This window comes from Streptomyces radiopugnans (assembly GCF_900110735.1).
Lineage (GTDB): Bacteria > Actinomycetota > Actinomycetes > Streptomycetales > Streptomycetaceae > Streptomyces > Streptomyces radiopugnans.
Genome location: NZ_FOET01000006.1, coordinates 87,453 through 107,397, shown reverse-complemented (window position 1 = coordinate 107,397; position 19,945 = coordinate 87,453). Strand labels below are relative to the sequence as shown.

The 19,945-nt window shown below is 75.0% G+C and carries 8 protein-coding genes; all 8 read left to right on the top strand.

Features of this window, described 5'->3' with window-relative positions; all coding sequences use genetic code 11:
* Nucleotides 1-379 precede the first annotated feature (379 nt).
* The 8 genes from BMY40_RS14260 (at nucleotide 380) to BMY40_RS14225 (ending at nucleotide 19,937) form a co-directional block, all read left to right on the top strand.
* Nucleotides 380-1,690, top strand: coding sequence for an NAD(P)/FAD-dependent oxidoreductase (locus BMY40_RS14260; RefSeq protein WP_093659382.1), 1,311 nt, complete (start codon nucleotides 380-382; stop codon nucleotides 1,688-1,690).
* 151 nt (nucleotides 1,691-1,841) lie between these two features.
* Nucleotides 1,842-2,141, top strand: coding sequence for an acyl carrier protein (locus BMY40_RS14255; RefSeq protein ID WP_245770085.1), 300 nt, complete (start codon nucleotides 1,842-1,844; stop codon nucleotides 2,139-2,141).
* Nucleotides 2,131-3,021, top strand: coding sequence for an alpha/beta hydrolase (locus BMY40_RS14250; RefSeq protein ID WP_093659380.1), 891 nt, complete (start codon nucleotides 2,131-2,133; stop codon nucleotides 3,019-3,021). The genes BMY40_RS14255 and BMY40_RS14250 overlap by 11 nt, the downstream gene beginning before the upstream one ends.
* 58 nt (nucleotides 3,022-3,079) lie before the next feature.
* A complete protein-coding gene (locus BMY40_RS14245; RefSeq protein ID WP_093659378.1) occupies nucleotides 3,080-6,895 on the top strand; it encodes a type I polyketide synthase in 3,816 nt (1,271 codons plus the stop codon).
* A 209-nt stretch (nucleotides 6,896-7,104) separates the two neighbouring features.
* The gene (locus tag BMY40_RS14240) at nucleotides 7,105-9,207 is read left to right on the top strand and encodes an SDR family NAD(P)-dependent oxidoreductase (protein WP_218158294.1); all 2,103 of its coding nucleotides are present in this window, start codon (nucleotides 7,105-7,107) and stop codon (nucleotides 9,205-9,207) included.
* Nucleotides 9,208-9,340: 133 nt separating this feature from the next.
* Nucleotides 9,341-16,588, top strand: a complete 7,248-nt coding sequence (locus tag BMY40_RS14235; protein WP_093659374.1) for a beta-ketoacyl synthase N-terminal-like domain-containing protein — start codon at nucleotides 9,341-9,343, stop codon at nucleotides 16,586-16,588.
* Complete coding sequence (locus tag BMY40_RS14230; RefSeq protein WP_245770084.1) at nucleotides 16,585-18,195, top strand: PfaD family polyunsaturated fatty acid/polyketide biosynthesis protein; 1,611 nt, start codon at nucleotides 16,585-16,587, stop codon at nucleotides 18,193-18,195. Before BMY40_RS14235 ends, BMY40_RS14230 begins: the two co-directional genes overlap by 4 nt.
* Complete coding sequence (locus BMY40_RS14225; RefSeq protein ID WP_093659372.1) at nucleotides 18,192-19,937, top strand: acyl-CoA dehydrogenase family protein; 1,746 nt, start codon at nucleotides 18,192-18,194, stop codon at nucleotides 19,935-19,937. Before BMY40_RS14230 ends, BMY40_RS14225 begins: the two co-directional genes overlap by 4 nt.
* The last annotated feature ends 8 nt before the right edge of the window (nucleotides 19,938-19,945 follow it).

Here is a 19,945-nt window from a genome sequence, read left to right as displayed (position 1 = left end):
TCCTGCCGGGGCGTCCGAACGGCCTGGTGTGCCTCGTCGCAACATTCTCGTTCCCAATTTCACCGGAGTTGTTAATCAATTTTTCTACGCGGGTAACACTTGCCCTCTCCGGCTCCGGAATAGGTCGGTGATCAATCCGTCCTGCCCCGGGGTGGAATTCGGGCATATGGTGTCGGCCGCCTGAATCAGGCTGCCCTGCGCCGAAATGAATTAAGGGATGAAGCCGTCGGCTCGTGCCGGGCGGTCCGAAACAGCCTGCCCGCTCACAGTCCGTCCGTGTGGAGATGTGAGCGCAATGCGAGGAGAGCGCTGTGTTCACCCTGTCCGTCGAATGCCGGACAACCGTGTCCGGCCCCTTGAATCCCGTGAGGAGATACCGATGAAACCGCAGGTCGCCGTCATAGGAGGCGGGGCGGCGGGCATATCGGCAGCCTGTGGGCTGTGCGAGGACGCCCAGGTGACGCTGTTCGAGTCCGAGCCGCGGCTGGGCGGGCACGCCCACACGGTCGAGGTGGAGGACGCCGGCCGCACCTTCGGACTGGACACCGCCTTCATCGTCTACAACGAGCCGCACTACCCGAAGATCACCCGCTTCTTCGCCGACCTGGGCGTGGCGACCCAGAGCCACCCGGGGAAGTTCTGCTTCTTCGACCTGGACGCCGGGAGCGCCTACGTCTCCGACGACTTCGAGCAGCCCGAGGAGGAGGTGCGGGCGCGGTACCCGGACGAGTTCGTCCGTCTGTGGCAGGAGGCCCGGCGCTTCCTCGAGGAGTCCCCCAGGCACTTCATCCGCAAGCAGGCCGACATCCCGCTGGGGGAGTACCTCGACCGCAACGGCTACTCGGAGGAGTTCCGGTACGGCTTCATCGTGCTCATCTCCACCGCGGCCTGGTCGGTGCCCGCCGACCGCATCTGGGACATGCCCGCCTCCACGGTGATCGCCTTCTTCTTCGCCCACGGCGCCGAGGGCCTGGGCGGCCGAACGGCTCCCTGGCGGACGGTGACCGGTGGCAGCGTCTCCTACGTCCGCGCCGCGGCCGCCCGGCTGCGCGCGGCCCGCGCCCGGATACGGCCGGCCACCCCCGTGGTGGGCGTGCGGCAGGAGCCGGACGGCGTCGTGGTGCGGACCGCCGCCGGAGCCGAGCGCTTCGACTACGCGGTCCTGGCCACCCACGCGGACGACTCCATGAGGATGCTGGAGAACCCCACCCCGCGGCAGCGGATGCTGGAGGCGTTCGCCTACCACCCCACCCGCGCAACCCTGCACACCGACACGTCGGTGATGCCGGACGACCGGGCCGCCTGGCGGAGCTGGAACTACGGCCGGAGGAACCAGGACGGCCGGCAGGTGTCCTGGGTGAACTACTACCTCAACGACCTCCAGTGCCTGGAGGGCACCAGGGACTACTTCCTCACCCTGGACTCCGGAGTGGACATCCGCGACGAACACGTCATCGAGGAGATCTCCTACCGGCACCCGGTCTTCACCATGGAGGCCCGCAGGCTCCAGAGCGAGATCTACTCCCTCAACGACCCCGCCGGACGCCTGATGTTCGCCGGCTCCTACTTCCACTCGCGCAAACTCGGCCCGGACGTCATCGGCCTGCACGAGTCCGCGTTCGACTCCGGCCTCGCGGCGGCCGAGGCGATCCGTGAAGCGCTGCACAGGTCCCGCGACGCGGCCGCCTGACCCCGTGCCGGCACAGCACGCGTACCGCCGGGTCTCCGCCCGCCCGGCCGCCGCGTGGCTGGTGGCGGAACTGACCCAGATGCTCGGAATCCAGGCCGCCGACGCCGCGGCCCCGTCCCGGCCCCCGAGGCCGACCAGAAGGAGAGAACCCGTGTCCGACACCCCGTCCGCCGAGACCGCCAGGACCACCGCGGAACCGCTCACCACCGAGGCCGTCCAGGAGTGGTTGCTGGAGAAGGTCGCCCACAAGCTGGGCGTCGCGCCCGCCGAGGTCGACCCCGAGCAGTACTTCGACGAGTTCGACCTGGACTCCACCGAGGCGCTGGTGCTCTCCGGGGAACTGGAGGACTGGCTGGGGTTCGAACTGGAGACCACAGCGCTGTGGTACCACCCGACCATCGCGCAGCTGTCCCGCTACATCGCCGAGAAGCAGGCCGAGCATGCGGCCTGAACGCCCCCGGCCCGAACTCGTCCGGGCGTTCCGAAGCGGCTCCGCACCGGAGCGCGCCCGGGTCCTGGTGATCCACCCCGGCGCCCTCCCCACCGCCGACTACGCGGGTCTGGCCGACGCGCTCCCGCCCGGCACCGGGCTGCACGTGGTGGACCTCGAGCAGATCCCCGAGTACTTCCGGGCCGCGCTGGACAGCGGACGCGTCACCACCTCGATCGACCGGCTCGCCGGCCGGGCCGCCGGGGAACTACGCGCCCGAGGGCTGCTGTCGGAGCGCTGGGTCCTGCTCGGCTGGTCCTTCGGAGGGGTGGTCGGGCACGCGCTCACCGGCCTGCTCGAGGAGGACGAGCGGCCCCGCCGGCTGGTGCTGCTGGACAGCATCGCGCCGGTGCCCGGCTACGTGCAGCCCGAGGACGCCATCGGGCACGGACTGGCTCTGCCCTGGTTCTGCATGTACCTGGCCGCCAAACGCGGCGGCGATCCGGGCGCCCTGCCCACCGCTTTCCCGGACGACCCGGCCGGCCGGCCGGACGCGGCGCTGGAGCAGGTGCTGCGGGCCGGGCTGGACAGCGGCATCCTGCGGCCCGGCACCACCCTTCCGGGCCTGCGCAAGGTCTACGACACCTACCTCGACGGCCTCCGGCGCAACAACCGGCTGGCCGCCGCACACCGGCCGCGCCCCGTCGGCCTGCCCCTGGTCCTGCTGCGCCCCGAGCGCGGTCTCCTCGCCACCCCCGAACCGCTCGGCTGGTCCGGGCTCGGCGCAGACCTCGACACCGGGTTCACCCCCGGGGACCACTACTCGATGCTGCGCGACCCGGAGGCCCTGCGGCGCATCGCCGCCGCGGCGGTCCCCGAGACGGCCCCCGCCCCGGGATGACGGGCGTCCCGCCGCTGCCCGCCACACAGGAGCTCTCCCGAAACAGGTTGGAGTCCCCATGGTTCAGCAACCTTCCGCCAGAAAACTTTCCGACACCCCGATAGCCATCGTCGGTCTGGGCGCCCTCTATCCGCGCTCCGGCGACCTGAACGAGTTCTGGAAGAACCTCGCCGAGGGCAACGACTGCATCGAGGAGGTCCCGGAGTCCCACTGGAAGATCTCCGACTACTACGACCCCGACCCGTCCAAGCCGGACAAGACCTACGCCAAGCGCGGCGGCTTCATCCCCACCGTCCCCTTCTCCCCCATGGAGTTCGGCCTGCCGCCCAACACCCTGGAGGTCACCGACGTCCTCCAGCTGCTCAGCCTGGTGGTGGCCAAGCAGACCCTCAAGGACGCCGGGGCGCCCGGCTCCGGCTGGTACGACGCCTCCCGTACCGGCTGCATCCTGGGCATCACCGGAGCCAACTCCCTCACCCAGCCCCTGGCCACCCGTCTGCAGACACCGGTGCTCAAGGAGGTGGTGCGCAGCTGCGGCCTGACCGACCGGGACGCCGAGGAGATCGCCGACAAGTTCACCAAGGCCTTCGCCCCCTGGGAGGAGAACTCCTTCCCCGGGATGCTCGGCAACGTCGTCGCCGGGCGTATCGCCAACCGCTTCGACCTCGGCGGCACCAACTGCACCGTGGACGCGGCCTGCGCCAGCTCGCTGGCCGCCGTGCGGATGGCCGTCTCCGAGCTGGTGTCCGGCCGCGCCGACCTGATGCTCACCGGCGGCTGTGACGCGGAGAACACGATCTTGATGTACATGTGCTTCTCCAAGACCCCGGCCTTCTCCCGGTCTGGCCGCATCCGGCCGTTCGACGAGGAGAGCGACGGCACCCTGATCGGCGAGGGGCTGGGAATGCTGGCCCTCAAGCGCCTGGCCGACGCCGAGCGTGACGGCGACCGCGTCTACGCCGTGCTGCGCGGCATCGGCACCTCCAGCGACGGCCGTTTCAAGTCCATCTACGCCCCCCGCGTGGAGGGCCAGGTCACCGCCCTGCGCCGGGCCTACGAGGACGCGGGCTTCGGACCCGAGCAGGTCGGCCTGGTCGAGTGCCACGGCACCGGCACCAGCGTCGGCGACCTCACCGAGCTCTCCGCGCTGCGCGAGGTGTACGCCTCGGCGACCGAGGAGCGGCAGTTCGCGGCGGTGGGCAGCGTCAAGTCGCAGATCGGGCACACCAAGGCGGCCGCCGGCGCGGCCGGGCTGATCAAGCTCTCGCTGGCGCTGCACCAGAAGGTGCTCCCGCCCACCATCAACGTCGAACGGCCCCGCGAGGCGGTCGACTTCCCCAACTCCCCCTTCTACGTCAACACCCTCGCCCAGCCGTGGATCGCCGACCCGGCGCGCGAGCGCCGCCGCGCCGCGGTCTCCTCCTTCGGGTTCGGAGGCACCAACTTCCACTGCGTGCTGGAGGAGCACGACCCGAACGGCGAGGGGCTCGCCGTCCTCGCCCCCGCCGCCCGCGTCCACCTCTGGCACGCCGAGGAACCGGCGGCGCTGCTGGACCTGCTGGAGTCGGACGCCGCGCCCGCCGACGGCACCGAACCGGTTCCGGCCGGTCACGCCCGGCTGGCGCTGGTGGCCTCGGGAGCCGAGGAGGCGGCCGAACTGCGCGCCGCGGCCGCCCGGGAGCTGCGTGCCCGGCCGGAAGCCGAGGAGTTCGTCCTGCCGCGCGGCGCCTACTACCGGCGCACCGCGCTGCTGGGCGGGGAGGGGGGACGGGCCGGCGCCGGCCCGGTGAAGGCGGCCGCGCTCTTCGCCGGACAGGGCAGCCAGTACCTGCGCATGGGTGCGCGCACCGCCATGGCCGTGCCCCCGGTGCGCGCGGCGTACGACGCGGCCGCCGCCGAGTTCGCCGGTGACGAGCCGCTGGGCCGCACCGTCTTCCCGCCGCCGGCCTTCGACGACGACACCCGCGCGGCACAGGAGGCCGCGCTGCGCCGTACCGACTACGCCCAGCCCGCCATCGGCGCGCTCTCGGCCGGCCAGTACCGCTACCTGAACGAACTGGGCTTCACCCCCGACGGAGCGCTCGGCCACAGCTTCGGCGAGCTGACCGCGCTCTGGGCGGCAGGCAGCCTCACCGACCAGGATCTCCACCGCCTGGCCCGGGCCCGCGGCCGTGCGATGGCGCTGCGGCCCGAGGGAGCGGAGGACCCCGGGACCATGGCCGCGGTCTCCGCGGACCTGGAGACGGTCGAGAAGATCGCCGCCCGCCACGAGGACGTCGAGGTGTGCAACGTCAACGCCCCCGACCAGATCGTCGTGGGCGGCGGTACGGAGGCGGTGCGCGCCTTCGCAGAGGACTGCGGCCGGGAGGGGCTGACCGCCCGCGAACTGCCCGTCGCCGCCGCCTTCCACACCCGCTACATCGCCCACGCGGTGGATGCCTTCAAGGAAGCCGTGGAGGCCACCCGGGTACGCCCGCCGGCGTTCCCGGTGTACGCCGACGCCCCCGGCGCCTCCTACGGGCGGCGCATCGCGGGCAACCGCGAGGTGCTGGTCGGCCAGCTCACCGCCCCGGTCCACTTCGCCCCGCGGGTCACCCAGATGTACCAGGACGGCTTCCGGGTCTTCGTGGAGTTCGGCCCCAAGTCGGTTCTCTCCGGCCTGGTGCGCCGCACCCTCGCCGACCGCGATGACGTCGTCGTCCTCAGCGCGGACCCCGGCCCCAAGGGGGACGGCGACCGCGCGCTCAAGCAACTCGCCGCACGGCTCCTCGTGCTCGGCGCACCCCTGACCGACTGCAACCGCTACACCGCTGACATCGAGCCGGCCCGTCCGGCAGAGGGGATGACGATTCCGTTGAACGGTGTGAACCACGTTTCCGAGCAGCGCAGGCAGGCCTACCAGGAGGCCCTGGAGAACGGCTACCGCGTCGAAGGCGCCGCGGGCGCCCCGGCGATCGGCACCGAGCCCGCCGCACCGCAGCAGGAGCCGGCCGCCGCGGCGGCCCCGGCGGCATCCGCCCCGCAGGGCGGCATACCCCGCGCCGCCGGCCTTCCGGGTACCGGCGCGGTCGCCTGGGAGCACCTGTCCATGCACCGCGAGTACCTCGGCAGCCAGCTGCGAGTGGCCGAGCGGCTGACCAACCTGCTGGACGGCTCCCTCGACGACAAGGTCCTCACCGGCATCACCGCCATCAGCCAGCAGGGCGTGGCGATCGGGCAGAGCCATGCCCAGGCCAGTGAGGTGCTGCGCAGCTTCGCGCTGCTGGAGAGCGGTATCGCGCCCGTCACCGCCGACTCCCACGCCTACGCCCCGGCGCAGAACTGGCTCCCCGCGCAGGAGTGGGCCCCGGCCCTGCCGCCGGCTCCCGCCGCGCCCGCGGAGACGGAGCCCCGGTACGCTCCCGCGCAGGCCCCCGCTCCGGCCCCCGCCGTGCAGGCCCCGGCCCCGGCCCCGGCCCCTGCCGCTCCTGCTCCGGCTCCCGTCGCGCAGGCCCCGGCCCCTGCCGCTCCCGCTCCCGTCGCGCAGGCTCCTGCTCCGGCCCCCGCCCCTGCCGCTCCTGCTCCGGCTTCCGCCCCGGCCCCCGCCGCCGTCACCGAGGAGGACGTCCGCAAGGCACTGCTGGAGAGCGTCGCCGAGAAGACCGGCTACCCGGTGGACATGCTGGAGACCTCCATGGACGTCGAGGCCGACCTGGGCATCGACTCCATCAAGCGTGTCGAGATCATGGGCTCGCTCCGTGACCGCTTCCCCGGTTCCGCCTCCGCCGACCCCGAGAAGCTCGCCGAACTGCGCACCCTGGACGACATCATCGCCTTCGTCTCCGGCGCCGCCGGCGCCGTCGCCGAGGAGGCGATGTCCGCCCCAAAAGCCTGAGCCCGGGCCTGGGACGGCGGCACGCCCGGCTGCGCACCCTGCCCGCCCCCGACCTCCTGCCGGACGCCTACCGGGACGCCCCGTGCGCGCTCCTGGCCGGTGACACCGGCAGCGGCCCCCTGGCCGCCCTCGCGGACGCGCTGCGCGCCCACGGCTGGACGGTCCGCACCGGCACCCGTCCCCCCGGGGACGGCGACCGGCTGGACCTGGTGGTCGCCGAGGTCGAGGCCGACGGACAGGAGGCCGCGGTCACCGCGCTGCGGGACACCCTGCTGCTGGCCGGCTCCGTCCAGCCCCTGCTGGAGCGGAGCGCGGCCGACGGCGGCCGGGCGGCGTTCCTCACCGTCACCAGGCTCGACGGGCGGATGGGCATGACCGGCGCCGCCGGTGTGGAACGGGCCGTCCTGGGCGGCGTCCCGGGCCTGGTGAAGACCCTCGCCATCGAGGCCCCGTCGCTGCTGTGCCGCGCGGTCGACCTGGACCCGGACCTGCCCGCCGACCGGTGCGCGGAGCTGCTCCTGGCCGAGGCGCACGACGCCTGCGCCGGAACCGTCCAGGTGGGACTCGCCGCAGACGGCGCCCGCCGTACCCTGGACCTGGCCGAGACACCCGGCGACCTGCCCGGCGAGCCCGGTGCCCCCGAGCCCGGTCCGCAGGACCTGCTGGTGGTCACCGGCGGGGCGCGCGGAGTCACCGCGGCCTGCGCCGTCGGCCTGGCCCGCGCCCACCGCCCCGGGCTGCTGCTGCTCGGCCGCACCGAACTGGCCGACGAGCCCGGCTGGGCCGAAGGGGTACCGGAGAGCGGGCTGCGGGCCGCCGCAGCCGCGGAGCTGAAGCGGACCGGGCACAAGCCCACTCCCCGCGAGGTCGGCCGCATCGCCCGCGACCTGGCCGGGCAGCGCGAGATCCGCCGCACCCTGGCGGAGCTGGAGGAGGCCGGGGCACGGGCCGAGTACGCCGCGGTGGACATCACCGACCCCGAGGCCGTGGCACGGGTCCTGGCCCCCTACGCCGACCGCGTCACCGGAGTGGTGCACGGGGCCGGGGTGCTCGCCGACACCCTGATCACCGCCAAGCGCGGCGAGGACGTGGACCGGGTGCTGCACACCAAGCTGACGGGGCTGCGCCACGTACTGGAGGCGCTTCCCGCCGGGCGGCTGCGTCACCTGCTGCTGTTCTCCTCGGTCGCCGGGTTCTTCGGCAACCGCGGCCAGTCCGACTACGCCATGGCCAACGAGGCGCTCAACCAGCTCGCCTGCGCGCTGCGCCGGGAGACGCCCCGGGCCCGGATCACCTCCGTCAACTGGGGTGCCTGGGCCGGTGGCATGGTCACCCCGGAGCTGGAGCGGATGTTCGCCGAACGCGGTGTGCCGCTGATCCCCCTGGAGGAGGGGGTCCGGTACTTCACCGAGCAGTTCGGCGCCGAGCACGGTGGCGACACGGTGTGCGTGGTGGGCCCGGTGACCCCGCTGTCCGCGCCGGAACCCGCCGGGTTCCCGGCCGGGGGAGTGGAGCTCCACCGCTCCCTGGAGCCCCTGGCCGGCGACCCGGTGCTCGCCGACCACGCCATCGGCGGCCACCCGGTGCTGCCCGCCACGGCGGCGCTGGGAGCGGTCCTCAACGCCGTCCACCAGGTGCTGCCCGGCACCCCGGTGGGCCGGGTGACCGGCTTCGCGGTGCACAAGGGCCTGGTCCTGGACGACGACCGGCCGGCGGGGCTGCGGCTGGCGGTCCGGCCCGCCTGCACGCCGGGGGCCTGGGACGTCGCGATCCACGACAGCGAGGGCCGGCCCCGCTACCGGGCGCGGGCCGTGGCCGGTGCCCCGGCGCCCGCACCGGCCCTGGCCGACCTGCCGGCGCCCGGCACCGGGCGCCCGGTCACCGCGTACACCGACGGCACCCTCTTCCACGGTCCCCGGCTGCGCGGTCTGACCGAGGTCCTGGACGACGGGCAGAGGCTGGTGCTGGCGTGCCGGCTGCCCGAGCGGCCGATCGCCGACGGTGCCTGGCAGGCCCCCGGGTACAGCCCGGTGCAGACCGACCTGCTGCTCCAGGCGGTGCTGGTCTGGGCCCGGCTGCACCGCGGCCAGGCGGTGCTGCCCAGCGCGATCGGCGAGGTGCTGCGCCACGCTGAACTGCCCGGCGGGCAGACGTTCCTGGTGGTCGTGGACGGGGTGGCGGAGACCGCGGGCGGCATCCGCTGCACCGTCACCGCGTGCACCCCGCAAGGACGCGTCCTGCTGGAGTGCCGCGGCGTCGAGGCCGTCCACGCCCCCGGCCTCGAGGCGAAGTTCCGTCCCACCTCCGGATGAGCGCGTGAGCGCACGATCCGGACGGCCGGCGGTGCGGGAGGGCGGCAGACGCCCTCCCGCGCCGCCGGGCCGGCCGCCGGCCGGCTTCCCGCCCGCCCCAGAACCCACCACTGAGCGGAAGACACGGAGAGAAATGTCGCGTTCACCTCACCGGGACGAGCCGGTGGCCATCGTCGGCATGGCCTGCCTGCTCCCGGGCGCACACAGCCCCGAGGAGTTCTGGACCGGGCTGCTCGCCGGGGCGGACCACCGCACCGAAGGCGGCCCGGAGGTCTTCGGAACCAGCCCCGACGTGCCAGGCGGCTGGGGCGACCCGGACCACCGCGTCACCGCCGTGCGCGGCGGCTTCGTCACCGAGCCCGCCATCGACCTGGACGGTCTGCGCCTGCCCGCCGACCGCCTGTCGGGCCTGGACCGCGTGGTCCGGTGGTCCCTGCACACCGTGCGCCGGGCGCTCGCCGACGCCGGACTGGACACCCGCCCCGACGCCCTGGCGCGCACCGGCCTGGTCCTGGGCAACTACGCCTTCCCCACCGAGCAGTCGGTGCGGATGTGCGTCCCGCCGGTGCGGCAGGCCGTCACCGAGGGCCTCTCCCGCGCCGGACTGCCGCTGCCCGCGGCCCCGCCCGGCACGGACCCCGAACCCGCCCCCGAGAACCTGTGGCCGTTCGGGGGACCCGCCGTGACCACCGCCGACGCCCTCGGCCTCGGCGGCCCCCGGCTGGCCCTGGACGCGGCCTGCTCCTCCGCCCTCTACGGCGTCTCCCTGGCCCGGGACTACCTTGCCACCGGCCGGGCCGACACCATGGTCGCCGGAGCGGTGTGCGCGCCCGACCCGCTGCTGATCCACCTCTCCTTCTCCGACCTCCGCGCCTACCCGGACAACGGCGTCAGCCAGCCCTTCGACGGCCGCTCCACCGGTATCGTCACCGGCCAGGGCGCCGGGGTCGTCGTCCTGAAACGGCTCCGTGACGCACTGCGCGACGGCGACCGGGTGTACGCGGTGCTGGAGGCCGTGGGCCTGGGCAACGACGGCGCAGGCCGCCACCTGCTGAGCCCCAACGAGTCCGGGCAACTGGCCGCCTACCGTCAGGCATACGCCGGGATCGACCCGGCCACCGTGGACTACATCGAGTGCCACGCCACCGGCACGCCGCTGGGCGACGCCACCGAGCTGCGCGGGCTGACCGCCTTCTTCGCCGGGAACGGCGGCGTGCCGCCGCTGCTGGGGTCGGTCAAGGGCAACGTGGGGCACCTGCTGACCGTGGCGGGCTTCACCAGCCTGCTGAAGGTCGTCCTCGCGCTGCGGCACGACACCGTTCCCGCCACCCCGGGTGTGACCGACCCGCTGCGCCCGAAGGGCGGCGAGGCGGCCGCCGAGCGGATCGTGCGCCAGAACACGCCCTGGCCCCGGGGAGCGGTGCCGCGCCGCGCGGCGGTCTCCGCGTTCGGCTTCGGCGGCACCAACGCCCATCTGGTGCTGGCCGGCCCCGAGGCCGCCGCCGATCCCCTCCCGGCGCCCGCCCCCGTGCCCGTGACCGCCTCCGCCGGGACGGACGCGCAGGCCCCCGCACCGCGCCCTCTCGCCAGGCTCGCGGTGACCGGCCTGGGCGCCCGCCTCGGCGCGCTGTCCGGCACCGGCGCGCTGCACCGCGCCGCGCGTCCGGGCCGGTCCGCCCTCACCGAGCGCCCGCCGCACCGCTGGTACGGCGCGGACGGGCTCACCCGCGGTCCGCTGTCCGGCACGCCCGCCCAGGACTCCGCCGTGCCGGGCGGCTACCTGGACCGCATCGACGTCCACCCCCGCGTCTACCGCATCCCGCCCAACGAGCTGGCCCAGGCCAACCCCCAGCACCTGGCCCTGTTCGAGGCCGCCGAGCAGGCCCTCACCGACGCGGGCTACCCCGCCCCGCCGCCCGGCACCAAGGCCGACGAACTGCCCGAGCGGCGGGTCGGCGTGGTGGTCGCGATGGAGATGGAACCACGCACCCACACCCACCGGGCCCGGTTCGACATCGGCGCCCACGTACGCGCGGAGTGCGAGCGTGCCGGGGTGCGCCTGGGCCGGGAGGAGCTCGACCGCCTGGAGGAGGCGGTGCGCGGCGCCGTGCACGAGCCGATCGGCGCCAACGAGGTGCTCAGCTACATCGGCAACATCATGGCCAGCCGGCTGTCCTCGTCGCGCAACCTCACCGGGCCGTCCTTCACCGTCGCCGCGGACGGGACGGCCGGGGTCCGGGCGCTGGAGGTGGCCGGACTGCTGCTGCTGGACCCGACCGTCGAGGCGGTGCTGGTGGGCGGGGTGGACCTGGCCGCCGGGGCGGAGAACACCCGGGCCCGGGCCCGGCTGGCCGCCCGCGACGGCCAGGAGCCGCCGCCGCTCGGTGACGGGGCGGCGGCCGTGGTCGTCACCCGGGCCGGGGAGACCGGCCGCAAGGTGTACGCGACGGTGGACGCCCTGCGCGTGCACAGCGGCGACGGTGGCCAGGGCCACGGCCCCGCCGTGGCCGCCGCCGCCCGCGCCGCCCTCGCCGACGCCCGGGTTTCCCCCGGCGACGTCGAATACCTGGAGCTCGGCGGCGCCACCCCCGCCGCCCGCCACGGCGAGGCCGCGGCCCTGGCCACCGTCTACCGGCCCGACCCGCAGGCCGCCCGGGAGGCGGACGCGGGCGACCCCTACGGCTGCGTGCTGGGGAGCACGGGAGCACTGGTGGGGGACACCCAGCGCGCGGCACCGCTGGCCGCACTGGTCGCGGCCGCACTGGTCCTGCACCACGCCGACTTCCCCGCCGCTCCGGACGGCCTGCTGCCCGACCCGGAGGACACCGCGTTCGAGGGCTCCTGCTTCACCGTGCTGGGGGAACCGCAGCCCTGGCCCGTCCGCCGCCGCGGCGCCGCCCGCGTCGCCGCGCTCAGTCTGCTCGGCGACACCGGCCCCGCCGGCGCCACAGCCGCCCACGTGGTGCTGCGCGGGACACCGCAGGGCACCGGCCCGGCACGGCCCGCCGCCGACTGGCGCGACGGCCCCGGCGTGCTGCTGCTGCCGCTCACCGCCGACGACGGCCCCGGGCTGGCCGCCGCGGCCCGCGCCGCCGCCGCCGAACTCGCCGAGCACGGACCGCGGGCGGTGACCCACCGGGCCGTACGGGAGCTGGCCGCCCGCCGCTCCCGCCACACCGCCGTCCTGGTCGCCGCCGACGCCGGCCGGCTCGCCGGCGAACTGGCCGCCGCCGAACGCGACCTGCCGCGCGTCATCGCCGAGGGCGGCGAGTGGTCCACGCCCTCCGGGAGCTACTGCACCGCGCGCCCGATGGGCCCCGACGGCCGGGTCGCCTTCGTCTACCCCGGCGCGTTCACCACCTACCCCGGCGCCGGCCGCGACCTGTTCCGCCTCTTCCCCGGGCTCCTGGACGGTTTCGAGCGGGAAGCCGACCATCCCGCCCGGCGGCTGAAGCACCGCGCGCTCCACCCCCGCGCCCGGGGCCCGCTCGGCCGCCGGGACCTGATGCGCCACGAGGAGCGCCTGATCGACGACATCCCGGTGATGCTCGCCGCGGGCACCAACTTCGCGGTGCTGCACACCCGGCTGCTGCGCGACGTGCTGGGCATCCGGCCCGACGGCGGCTTCGGCTACAGCCTGGGCGAGTCCAGCATGCTCTTCGCCGGCGGGGTCTGGGCCGAATCGGCCCGGGACGACGCGGCGCTGGCGGCCACCCCGCTGTTCCGCGACCGGCTGCGCGGCCCGAAGCTGCGCGTCCGCGAGGACTGGGGCATCCCCGCCTCCGTGCCGGACGGCGAGGTGTGGGCGACCCGGGTGCTGCTCGCCGGACCGGACGTGGTGCGCTCGGCCATGGCCGGTCTGGAACGTGTCTTCCTCACCCATGTCAACACCCCGCGCGAGGTGGTGATCGCCGGCGATCCGAAGCAGGTCGCCCAGGTGATCGGGAAGGTGGGGTGCCAGGCGGCGAAGGCGCCCGCCAACCACGTGATGCACTGCCCCGTGGTCGACCCCGAGCTCGACGCGCTGGCCGCGCTCAACGACTACCCGCTCGGTACGCCGGACCCCGCCCTGGAACTGCTGTCCGCCTACGACTACGACCGGGTGGACACCACCGACCGGAGCCTGATCGCCCAGCGCATCGCGGTCACCCTGCGCAGCACCATCGACTTCGTCCGGCTCACCGAGACCGCCCACGAGCGCGGCTACCGCTACTTCGTCGAGGTCGGCCCGGGCGCCACCTGCACCCGGTGGATCGGCGAGACCCTCAAGGGCCGCGACCACGTGGCGGTCTCGGTCGACCGGCGCGGCGCCCCGGCCGCCACCGCGCTCGCCCAGGCACTGGCCCGGCTGGTCGCCCACGGCCTGCCCGTCGGCCTGGAGGAACTGGCGCCGCCGCCGCGGACGGCCGCACCGGCCGGACCGGTGCTCTCCGTGCCGTGCGGCGGCGAGTCGATCGCGGACCGGACGGCACGGGCGGCCGCGGCCGTTCTCACCCCCGACCCGCCCGAGGTCCTGCCCGAGCACCCCGCGCACCCCCCGATCACCCCGGACATCCAGCCCAGTGAGGTGACCCCGGCCATGCCACCCGCGTCCCCGGCGGCGGAACTCCCCGCCCCGGAGCCCGTCCCCGCCCCGGAGCCCGTCCCCGGCCCCGACCCCGCCGCGGAACGGATCGTCATCGAGGAGGAGCCGTTCGTCCACCTGCCCGAACCGCTGCCGCGCTCCGCCCCCGAGCGGTACCGTCCGGCGGCCCTGGCCCGTCCCGCCGCGCCCCCGCTGCGGGCGATGGCGGCCACCGTCGCCCGCGCGCACCGCGCCGCGCTGCGCGCGCAGGCCGCGTTCACCGAGAACACGCTGCGGTCCCTGGAGTCCGGCGCCGCGTCCGCCGCGGTGCCGCCCGCCGTGCCCGTAGCGCCCGCGGGACGGGAGAGGACCGTACTGTGGGACGAGCGGGACCTGCTGGAGTTCGCCCGCGGCCGGGTCGCGCCGGTCTTCGGCCCGGCCTTCGCCGAGGTCGACACCTACCCGCGACGCTGCCGCCTGCCCGAGCCGCCGTACCTCTTCGTCAGCCGGGTCACCCGGATCACCGGTGAGACGGGGCGCTTCGAGCCCGCCGAGATCACCACCGAGTACGACGTCCCGGTCGGCGCCTGGTACACGGTGGACGGCCTGGTCCCGTGTGCGGTGACCATCGAGGCCGGCCAGTGCGACATGCTCCTCATCGCCTACCTCGGCATCGACTTCCGCACCCGCGGCGAGCGCGTCTACCGGCTGCTGGACAGCCGCCTGGTCTTCCACGGAGGCCTGCCCCGCGAAGGGCAGACGCTGCGCTACGACATCCGCATCGACCGCTTCGTGTGGAACGGCGACAACCTGCTGTTCTTCTTCAACTACCGCTGCTACGCCGACGGCGAGCTGATCCTGGAACTGCTCGACGCCTGCGCCGGGTTCTTCACCCCGGCCGAACTGGCCGACTCCCTGGGCGTGGTGGAGAACGCCGCGGACCGCAGGCGGCGTGCGGCGATGGAGCCCGCCTGGTTCAAGCCGCTGGCCCGCACCGACCGCACCTCCCTGACCGGGAAGGACCTGGAGCTGCTGGCCGCAGGCCGCCCGGGGGAGGTGTTCGGCCCGCGCTGGGACCAGAGCGCCGACGGCTGCAACCGCTCGCTGCGGCTGCCCGGGGAAATGCTGCGCATGATCGACGAGATCCCGGTCGTCGACCGGCTGGGCGGACCGCGCCGGCTCGGCGCGCTCACCGCCGTCAAGCGGCTGGACCCCGAGGGCTGGTACTTCGCCTGCCACTTCACCGGGGACCCGGTGCTGGCCGGATCGCTCATCGCCGAGGGCGGGGTGCAGCTGCTGCAGACGTACGCCATGTACCTGGGGATGCACATGGTCTTCCCGGACGCCGAGTTCCAGGCGGTGCCGGGCCTGGAGACCGAGGTCAAGGTGCGCGGCCAGATCACCCCGCGGACCCGCGAGGTCCGCTACGAGGTGGAGATCACCGAGCTGACCATGCTGCCGCGGCCCACCGTCGTCGCCGACATCACCGTCTACGACGGTGACAAGCCCATCGTGGCCATGCGGAACTTCGGGGTGCGGGTGCAGGAGAAGCCCGGCACCGCCTACCGGCCCGAGGCCGGCGGCCTCCCGGCCTTCCTCGGCCGCCGCAACGAGCGCGGCGAGGCGGCCTTCATCAACGAACTCCACCTCGCCCACGCCGCCAAGGGCGACCTGGGCACGGCGATGGGCACGGAGTTCGAGATCTACGCGGGCCGGCGCGCGCCCTACATCCCCAACGGCGACTTCCGGTTCGTGGACCGCATCATGCGACTGGACGGCACCCGAGGCGAACTGCGTCCCGGCGCCACCATGGCCACCGAGTACGACTCCCCGCCCGAGGCCTGGTACTACCGGGACACCGCCGGGCCGGAGATGCCCAACTGCGTGGTGATGGAGACCTCCCTGCAGGCGGCGATCCTGCTCGGCTACTACCTGGGCGCCACCCTGGCCAGCCCGGACGAGGAGCTGTCGATCCGCAACCTGGACGGCCGCGCCCGTTTCGTGCGCCGCCCCGAGCTGGCCGGCAAGACGGTCCGGCACGAGTCGGAGCTGCTGTCCAGCCAGTCCGTGCCGGGCGCCACCCTCCAGAAGTTCCGCTACCGGCTGCTCGCCGACGACGAGGTGTTCTACGAGGGCGAGTCGCTCTTCGGGTACTTCACCGAGCAGGCGCTCTCCAACCAGGTCGGGCTGGACTCCGGCACCTACGTCCCGCCGTGGCTGGAGGCCGAGCGGGCCGGCCTCGACCCGGCCCGGACGCGGACCCTGGCCGTCCGCTCCGACGACCGCTGGTTCAGGCCCCAGCCCGGCACCGGGCTGCACCTGGCCGACGACCACCTGCGGATGGTCGACGAGGTGACCGTGGTGGACGGCGGCGGCGTCCACGGTCAGGGCTACATCCACGGCAGCCGCACCGTCGCCGACGACGACTGGTACTTCGACTGCCACTTCCACCGCGACCCGGTGATGCCCGGATCGCTGGGGGTGGAGGCCGTCATCCAGGCCCTCCAGGTCCACGTCATCGACTCCGGCCTGGCGGACGGCATGGGGCCGGTGCGGTTCGGGGTGCCCCTCGACGTCGCCATGGGCTGGAAGTACCGCGGCCAGATCCTGCGCGGCGACGGCGAGATGACCTTCGATGCCCACATCAAGGAGGTCCGGCGGGACGACGGCCGCCTCGTCGTCGTCGCCGACGCCGCCGTCTGGAAGCCGGGCCTGCGCATCTACGAACTCACCGACGTGGCCGTGGAGGTCGTCCCCGCCGCGCGGGCGGAACGGGCCCACGCGGAGGACGGCACGGAGAAGGAGACCGGAGCATGACCACACCCATGACGGGCGGCGCCCGCCATCTGGCCCGCACCGCACCCCGGACGCCCCGCACCGACCCGGTCGGCATCCAGCACGTCCTGGAACGGCTGGAGGAGCCCTGCTACATCGTCGACACCCCGCACGGCCCCGGCGCCACCACTGCCCGGCCCGGGCCCGGCACCCGGGTCCTGGCCGCGCTCGGCCCGCTGCCACCCGAGCGCCTGGGCTCCCGCGCCTTCCGCGAGCGGCACGGCGTCCGCCTGGCCTACCTGGGCGGCGCCATGGCGGGCGGCATAGCCTCCGAGGAACTGGTGATCGCCCTGGCCCGCGCCGGCTGCCTGGGCTCCTTCGGCGCGGCCGGCCTGCTGCCCGAGCGCATCGACCGCGCGCTGCGCCGCTTCGCCGCCGAACTCCCGGACCTGCCCTGGGCGGTCAACCTCATCCACAGCCCCAGCGAGGACGCCCTGGAGCGCGACGGGGTGGAGCTGCTGCTCAGGCACGGGGTGCGGTGCGTCGAGGCCTCGGCCTACCTGGACCTCACCCCGCACGTGGTGCGCTACCGGGTGGCCGGACTGCACCGGGGCCGCGACGGCCGGGTGGTGGCCGCCAACCGGCTCGTCGCCAAGGTCTCGCGCCCGGAGGTGGCCGAGCGGTTCATGCGCCCCGCCCCACAGGCGATCACCGCCGACCTGCTGGCCCGCGGGCTGATCACCGCCGAACAGGCGGAGCTGGCGCGGTACGTGCCGCTGGCCGACGACGTCACCGCCGAGGCGGACTCCGGCGGACACACCGACCGGCGCCCGCTCACCGCGCTCTTCCCGGCGCTGCTGGAGACGCGCGACGCGATCCAGCGCGAGATGCGCTACCCGGTACCGGTGGGGCTCGGCGCGGGCGGAGGCATCGGCACCCCGCACGCGGCCGCCGCCGCCTACGCCATGGGGGCCGACTACGTCGTGGTGGGCTCGGTGCACCAGTCGTGCCTGGAGTCCGGCACCTCCGAGCCCGCCCGGCGGCTGCTGGCCGAAGCGGGACTGGCCGACTGCGAAATGGCCCCCGCGGCCGACATGTTCGAACTCGGGGTGGAACTCCAGGTGCTCAAGAAGGGCACCCTGTTCCCGATGCGCGCCAAGCGCCTCTACGAGCTGTACCAGCGCCACGACGGCATCGAGGCGCTTCCCGAGGAGGAGCTGCGCCGCCTGGAGAAGCAGATCTTCCGCCGCCCGGTGGAGGAGGTCTGGCAGGAGGTCGAGGCGTACTTCGCCCGCCGCGACCCCGACCAGCTGCGGCGCGCGGCGGCCGTCCCGCGCCGCCGGATGGCGCTGCTGTTCCGCTGGTACCTGGGGATGGCCTCGCGGTGGGCGGTGACCGGCGAGGCGGACCGCACCGCCGACTTCCAGGTGTGGTGCGGCCCGGCCATGGGAGCCTTCAACGCCTGGGCGCGCGGCACCTACCTGGCGGCGCCGGAGAACCGGCGGGCCGCGGACGTGGCCGGGCACCTGCTGCGCGGCGCCGCCTACACAGCCCGGGTGCACCAGTTGGCCCTCGCCGGGGTGCGGCTGCCGCGCTCCTGCGCCGAGTACCGGCCCGCACCGCCGGCCGCGGAAGGGGAGCGGCTATGACGGCGGGCGCGGACCGGTGGCCGCGGTACGCCGCCGCCACCGCTCTGGAACAGGAGCTGGGCGACCCGCGCGATGCGCGCAACCCGTTCGGGTTCGCCGCCGCGGCCGGCCGGGACGCCGCCGACGCCCGTCCGCACGCACTGGCCGCACAGGCCGGGCCGCGGCTGCGCACCGCCTTCGTCCCGGCCGCCCTCGGCGGCACCCTGGAGGCCCTGGACGCCACGCTGATGCTGGTGAGGACCGCCGCCCGCCGGGACGCGGCGATCATGCCCGCCACCATGTTCGGCATCACCGCGGCCACCTGTGTGCTGATCGCCGGCTCCCCCCGGCAGCGCGAGCACGTCGTACGGCTGCTGGACGAGGGCGGCTCGCTCGGCTTCGCCCTCTCCGAGGCCGACCACGGCAGCGACCTGCTCGCCAACGAGACGCGGGCCGAGCCGGTCCCCGGCGGCTATGCGCTGACCGGCGAGAAGTGGCTGGTCGGACTCGGCGGGAGGTGCGATGGGCTGCTGGTGGTGGCCCGCACCGGCGGGCGCGGCCCGGCCGCCTTCTCCGCGCTGCTGCTGGACGGTGAACAGGCCGCCGCGGCCCGTCGCGGCACCCGCCGCCCCACGGGCATGCGCGGTGCCGATCTGGCCGGTTTCCGCTTCGACGGCCTCACCGTGCCGCGGAGCGCGCTGGTCGGGGAGACGGGCCGGGGCCTGGAGACCGCGATGAAGGCCATGCAGGTGGTCCGCACCATGAGCACGGCGGCCGGCCTGGCCTGCGCCGACACCGGCCTGCGCCTGGCGCTGGACTTCGCCGCCGCCCACCGGGCGGCCGGCCGCGAGGTGCTGGCGCACCCGGGCACCCGGCGCGAACTGGCCACCGCGGCGGCCCTGCTGCTGGCCGGGGACGCGGTGGCCCTGACCGCCGCTCGCGGTCTGCACGTGCTGCCCGCCGCCCAGAGCCTGTGGTCGAGCGTGGCCAAGAAGGTCCTCACCGACGCCTGCGAGGAGGCGCTCGCGCGCTGCGCGGACGTGCTCGGCAGCCGCGGGGTGCTGCGCGACGGTCCGTACGCGGCCTTCGACACGCTGCGGCGGGACAACGCCGTCGTCCGCCACATCGACACCAGCCCCACCGCCAACCTCCGCCTGGTCGTCGCCCACTTCGCCCGGCTGGCCGCCGCACGGCCCGCGGCGGACGCGGACCCCGGCGCCCTCGCCCGGACGTGCACGCTGGACGCCCCGCTGCCCGAACCGCGCCTGGACCGTCTGGAGCTGTCCGACCGCGGCCCGGACCCGGTGCTGGACGCGGTGCCGGCGGTGGCCGCCGGGGCCAGGGAGGTGCTGGAGAAGGCGGGCGAACTGCGAGCGGCGCGGGCCGTCACCCGGCTGGAGCGGGCGGTGTCCTGGTCGGGGCACGCCCTGCGCACCCGCCGGGGCGCCGACCCGCTGCGCGACCAGGACCTGGCCGCGAGGCTGTGCTGGGTGCACGCCGCCGCGAGCTGCCTGCTGCTGTGGTGGCACAACCGCGACCGCCGGCTGTGCGGCGCGCCCGGGGGCGACCCCGCCTGGCTCACGGCCGTCCTGACGGTGCTGACGGCCCGGGCCGCCGGCCGGCCCGCACCGCTGCCCGGGGAGGACGCGGAGGCGCTCCTGGCCACCGTGCTGCCGCTGCACGAGGCCGACCGGCTGTTCTCCCTCGCCGCCCTGCCCCTGGCACACGGGAAGCCCGTGCCGGCGGAAGGAGCTTCCGCATGACCCGCCCT